Source organism: Quisquiliibacterium sp. (assembly GCF_982640115.1).
The window spans coordinates 1-4,979 of the sequence record NZ_CEXFHW010000235.1; the positions used below are offsets into that span (position 1 = coordinate 1).

A 4,979-nucleotide genomic window follows, 5' to 3' on the forward strand; every position below is an offset into this window, starting at 1 on the left:
CGCTCACCCAGGCCTTCACCGCCGGCGAGCCGAGCGCGCCGGCGCGGGCCCGCGCCGGCCTGGCGGTGTTCTTCGGCATGCTGCGCGCCGATCCGCGCAAGGCCCGGGTGCTGCTCTTCGAGGTGCTGGGCGTGAGCCCTGAACTCGACCGCCAGCATCAGCAGGCCGCGCAGGTGTTCCTGCGCTTCGTGATCGAGGCCTTCCGGCCGGTGATGGGTCAGCGCCTGCCCGAGCAGGCCAGCGAGTCGATGGTCTTCACCGGCCTGGTGGGCGCGGTGTTCCATGTGGCCATCCGCTGGCACCTCGGCGGCTATCACATGCCGGTCAGCCGGGTGGTGGAGAGCTGCCTGGTGCTGTTCGGGGCGCTGTCGCGGGAGGGGTGAGCGCGATGAAGGCGCGGTTCACCGCTTCGACCACCGAATCCCAGATGCCGGGCTCGGCCAGCAGGGGGAGTTCCCTGCGCAGCAGCCCGGAAAGCGTGCCCCCGCCGGATCGCACCGAGCGGATGATCCGGTCGATCTGCATGTCGGGCATCTCGATGATCGTCTTGATGGCAGCGCGTGCCTGGGCATGGCTGCGCAGCAGCAAGGACTCGCCACGCATGTCCTCGCGGATGGTGCGTTCCACCGCATCGGCCAGATAGACCACATGGGGGGTGAGGTCCGGGTAGCGCCAGGCCGGTTGGGCAATCGCAGCGCCCCAGAACTCGATATTCGATCGGACACCATCCGGATAAACGGTCTGCGTGGCACCGAACGCATGGAGCCCGGCAATCGCGCTCATCAGCGGGCGCGAGAGTGCGTCCAGGATGCGATCGTAGGCCCGTCGCTCCGCGGCGTTGCGGGTCATGAGCGATGAAACCGGCAGGATCAGCGGCTCTGGCACCGCGCCATCCCGCCGCAGCAGATCGTTGATCAGGAATCGATGCACGCGTCCGTTGCCGTCGGCCAGCGGGTGGATGTAGACGAATCCGAAAGACCCTGCGGCGCATCGCATCATCGGCGCCTGGCCCTGAGTCCTGTCCAGGAACGCCGCCAGCCCGGCGAGCATGCCGGGCATCTCGGCGGCGGGGGGGGCGAGGTAGTGGATCACCTCCTGGTACCGGATCACCTCACCCACAAACACCGGCGACTCGCGGACGCCCAGCTTCGGCAGGCTGTGCCGGGGGCCGAGGATCGCGGATTGCAGCTGCGCAAGCGACGCGTCATCCAGCGGTACAGGGCCCTGTCCGGTGCGTCGGGCGAGCACATCGGCGAAGCGCTGGATTCGATCGGTCTGATCCGCCTCGCCCTCGATCGCGAAGCTCGAGCGGCTTTCGCGCAGCGTCATCCAGACGGCCGAGCGCATGAGCAGGTCCTCGCCGAATTCCTGCTCCAGCTCGGCGAGCAGCGCAGGGATGTCCAGGCTTGCCGCACGATCGAAAGCGCGCGTGCGGCGGATCATCGGGCAGAAGGCGGGCGTTCCCGGGAGGTTGTCGCGCACCCGCCAGCGGCGATGCGGCACCGCCCGATCCGGTGATGCGGTGACCAGTTTGCTCGGGTCGAGGGCATCGACATACCCGCCGGATGGGGCCGCGGTGATCGGCAGTCGGTCGCCGGTCAGCCACTCGAAAAGAAAGCCGGCGCGCCGGGCATATTGGCCGCCGGGCTCGGCGTCGATCCAGGCAGTGAGTTCCCCGGGATCGATGCATCCGAAGAGCCGAGCCAGCAGCTCGAGGTGCGGCACCTCATGCTTGAGATGGAAGGTCAGATGTCCGCGCAGGTCTGGCGCCGGCCGCATCGCGGGCACGAAAGTTTCGCTCGCCATGCCGTCGACCATCCCGGTGGTGCGGCGACCGCCGATGCGGCTGGTCACGGCCAGAGGTGCAACCAGTTCGATACCGTGGCGGGCGGCAAGCCAGGCACCGCCGATGAGGGCCTCGTCTTTCATCGCGGCATGGTGCCCGAAAACGCGAATCGATGCGCAATAGTGCGCATGAACTCATCATTTCAAAAAAATATACGCATATCTGGCGGTCCAGGGGTCTACCGATCCCCAGGACAATGCTCAGACCTTCACCGGCGGCTGCGTCTGGCTGCGCGTGGCGGTGAACTCGGCATCGGGCATGGCCAGCATCCGGCGGTAGGCTTCGGCGGGGTAGTGCATGTGCGGGCGCGCCGGGTCGATCGGCGGCTGCGCCACCGCGCCGCCCTCGCCGGCATAGGCGGCGGGCTTCCGGTAGCGGGCGAGCTCCTCGGGGCTGATGCCGGCGAGCCCCACCACCTCGGGGTCGATCCAGGCACCCGCGTCGATCGGTTCGTGCGAGGTGGAAATTTCCAGCGTGAGGAGCTCGGGCCCGGCGAAGTAGATCGACAGGCAGAAGCCGTGGTCGATCGGCCCGATCACATTCACGCCGCGCGAGCGGATGCGATCACGCAGGGCGAGCAGGTCCTCGGGACTGTCGACATTGAGCGCCAGGTGCTGCAGGGTGCCCGGCGCACTCGGGTTGCCGGCGGTACCCGAGTGGCTCACCCCGAGCACCGGCGCGATGCCGGCGATCTGCGGCGACTGCACGAAGGCGATCGAGCAGTGGTCGTTGAGCCTCAGAAAGCCGTGCCATGCGCCCTTCACGCCGTGCATCCAGTAGAGCGCCACCAGCTCCATGCCGAGCACATCGGTGAAGAAGTCGATCTGCTGCTTGATGTCGGCGGTGCACAGGGCAAGGTGATGCACGCCGTTGGGTCGCGGGCTGGCGGCCGGGTCAGGGTGGCGGGGGCTGGTGGGCTGGCTCATGCGGCACTCCGGGGGGTGTCGGTCAGGGCGTCGTGGCGGTACAGGGCGTCGGTCACCTGGTTGCGGGCGCGGGCCACGGCCCGATTGCGCAGCCAGGCCTTGATGCCCGAGAGGTGGAAGACCGTGGCATTGCGCCGCGAGCCGGCCTGGATGCGGCTGGTGCGCGGCCGGCGGATGTCGGCATAGCGGGTGAGTGCCGCGGCCGGATCGCCCTCGGCCAGACCGCGGGCGGCATGGCGCGCGAGCACGGCCGCATCCTCGATGGCCATGGCCGCGCCCTGGGCCATGAAGGGCAGGGTGGGGTGGCAGGCATCGCCCATCAGCGTGATGCGGCCGCGGCCCCACTGCGGCAGCGGCGGCCGATCGAAGAGCGCCCACTTGTAGCAGGCCTGCGGGTCCATGGCCGCAATCAGCGTCTGCAGGCTCTCATGCCAGCCGGCGAAGTCCCGGCGCAGCTCGGCATGGTCGCCGCGTTCGGTCCACGACTCGAGCTCCCAGCCCTGCTTCTCGACCACGCACACGCAGTTGACCAGTTCGCCGCCGCGCACGAAGTAGTGCACGAAGTGCCGGCCCGGCCCCCACCACACCGTGGACATCGGTCGCACCAGCCCGGCGGGCAGGCTGGCCGCGGGCACCAGCGCGCGCCAGGCGACATGGCCGGTGAAGCGCGGCGCTTCCTCGCCGAAGAGGTGGCTGCGCACCACGGAGTGGATGCCGTCGGCGCCCACCAGCAGGGCGCCCTCATGGCTGGCGTTGCCGGCATGCACCCGCACGCCGTTGGCGTGTTCCTCGATGCCCGTCACGCGCGCGCCGGTGTGCAGGGTGATGCGCGGGTGTTCGGCCGCGGCCTGCGCCAGCACGCGGATGAGATCGGCGCGATGGATGTGGTAGTACGGAAAGCCGTAGCGCTCGCGCACCGTGTCGCCCAGCGGGTTGGACGCGATCAGGTGGCCGCGGCGCCAGTGCCGCATCTCGGTGCCCTCGGGCAGGAAGCCGGCCGCGCGCAGCGGCTCGGCCAGGCCGAGGTGATGCAGCACCCGCGTGCAGTTGGGGCTGAGCTGGATGCCCGCGCCGATCTCGCCAAAGCCGGCCGACTGCTCGAGCACCGTCACCGTCAGGCCCTGCTGCGCCAGGCACAGCGCGGCGCTGAGGCCGCCGATGCCGCCACCGACGACGAGCGCGGTGCTCATGCCGGCAGCAGCGCCATCGAGCGCACCTCGCCGAACTCGCGGCGCAGCTTGTGCCAGCTCAGCCCGCCATCGCGGCTGCGAAAGAGCTGACCGAGATTGGTCACGGTGAACACCAGCATCGGGTCGGCCGGGTGCGAGACCACGCACCAGGGGGTGCTGTTGATCTCGCCGGGCAGGCCCGCGTCCTGCCAGCTGGCGCCGCGATCGAGCGAACGCAGCAGGCGGCCGGTGGAGCCGGGCGGCCCGTTGCCGTTGGTGAGAAAGAGGGTCTGGTCGCCATCGGCGCGGGCCACGATGCTGCGGGTGTACTGCCAGGGCGCCTCCAGCGCCTGGAAGGCCCAGGTCTCGCCTTCGTCATGGCTGCGGTGCAGGCCCTTGTTGGTGGCCGCAAAGAGCGTGCGACGGGCGCCGTCGCGCACCACCGCGATGCCGTGGATGTCGCCCGAGAGCAGGCCCTGGTCCAGGCGCTGCCAGCTTGCGCCGCCATCGCGGCTGCGGTGCACGGCGTCGATCTCCACCCCGGCCCAGAGGGTCTGGGCATCGTCCGGGTCGAAGATCACCTGGGTGACGCGCGGCTTGCCCACGAAGACGCACTCGCGGGCGAGCGTGGCGGGCAGGGCGCGCCAGCTCGCGCCGTCATCGTCGGAGCGCCACAGCCCTGCCGGGTGGGTGCCGGCCACGATCACCTCGGGCCGTTGCGGGTGCCGGGCCAGCGCCCAGGTGCACTGGGTATCGAAGGGCGAGGGCAGGTGGGTCCAGGTGCGGCTGGACTCCTGCCAGCGGTACACCCCGGAGTCAGTCCCGGCGAGCAGTTCACCGGGCCGGGCCGCGTGGCTGGCCAGCGCCCAGACCCGCGACTCCAGGTACAGGCCCGACTCGGTGTAGGGCCGCTCCCAGGTCTCGCCGAGGTCGCGGCTGAACCAGACCGAGGTGCCGGCGGTGCCCACGCTCAGGGTGAAGTCGGTCATGTCAGCGTCGCTCAGATGCTCAGGTCGAGCAGGTTGTAGTCCTTCAGCG

4 protein-coding genes and 1 pseudogene are annotated in these 4,979 nt (G+C 70.1%); 1 reads left to right on the forward strand and 4 read right to left on the reverse strand.

Features of this window, described 5'->3' with window-relative positions:
* Positions 1-383 (forward strand): annotated as a pseudogene (locus tag AC2H6A_RS17860) (TetR/AcrR family transcriptional regulator); the annotation flags it as partial.
* On the opposite strand, the gene AC2H6A_RS17865 reads toward AC2H6A_RS17860, so the two are convergent.
* The 4 genes from AC2H6A_RS17865 to AC2H6A_RS17880 all read right to left on the reverse strand — a co-directional run bounded on the left by AC2H6A_RS17865 (position 325) and on the right by AC2H6A_RS17880 (position 4,930).
* Positions 325-1,818: a Fic family protein gene (locus AC2H6A_RS17865; protein ID WP_484275071.1), complete on the reverse strand. Its 1,494-nt coding sequence runs from the start codon at positions 1,816-1,818 to the stop codon at positions 325-327. The pseudogene AC2H6A_RS17860 and the gene AC2H6A_RS17865 sit on opposite strands and share 59 nt — an antisense overlap.
* Positions 1,819-2,046: 228 nt before the next feature.
* On the reverse strand, positions 2,047-2,772 hold the full coding sequence (locus AC2H6A_RS17870; RefSeq protein WP_484275072.1) for a VOC family protein: 726 nt from the start codon (positions 2,770-2,772) through the stop codon (positions 2,047-2,049).
* Positions 2,769-3,962 carry an FAD-dependent oxidoreductase gene (locus tag AC2H6A_RS17875; RefSeq protein WP_484275073.1) on the reverse strand — a complete coding sequence of 398 codons (1,194 nt, stop codon included), beginning with the start codon at positions 3,960-3,962 and terminating at the stop codon, positions 2,769-2,771. The genes AC2H6A_RS17870 and AC2H6A_RS17875 overlap by 4 nt, the downstream gene beginning before the upstream one ends.
* Positions 3,959-4,930, reverse strand: a complete 972-nt coding sequence (locus tag AC2H6A_RS17880; protein ID WP_484275074.1) for a WD40/YVTN/BNR-like repeat-containing protein — start codon at positions 4,928-4,930, stop codon at positions 3,959-3,961. The genes AC2H6A_RS17875 and AC2H6A_RS17880 overlap by 4 nt, the downstream gene beginning before the upstream one ends.
* Positions 4,931-4,979 lie beyond the last annotated feature (49 nt).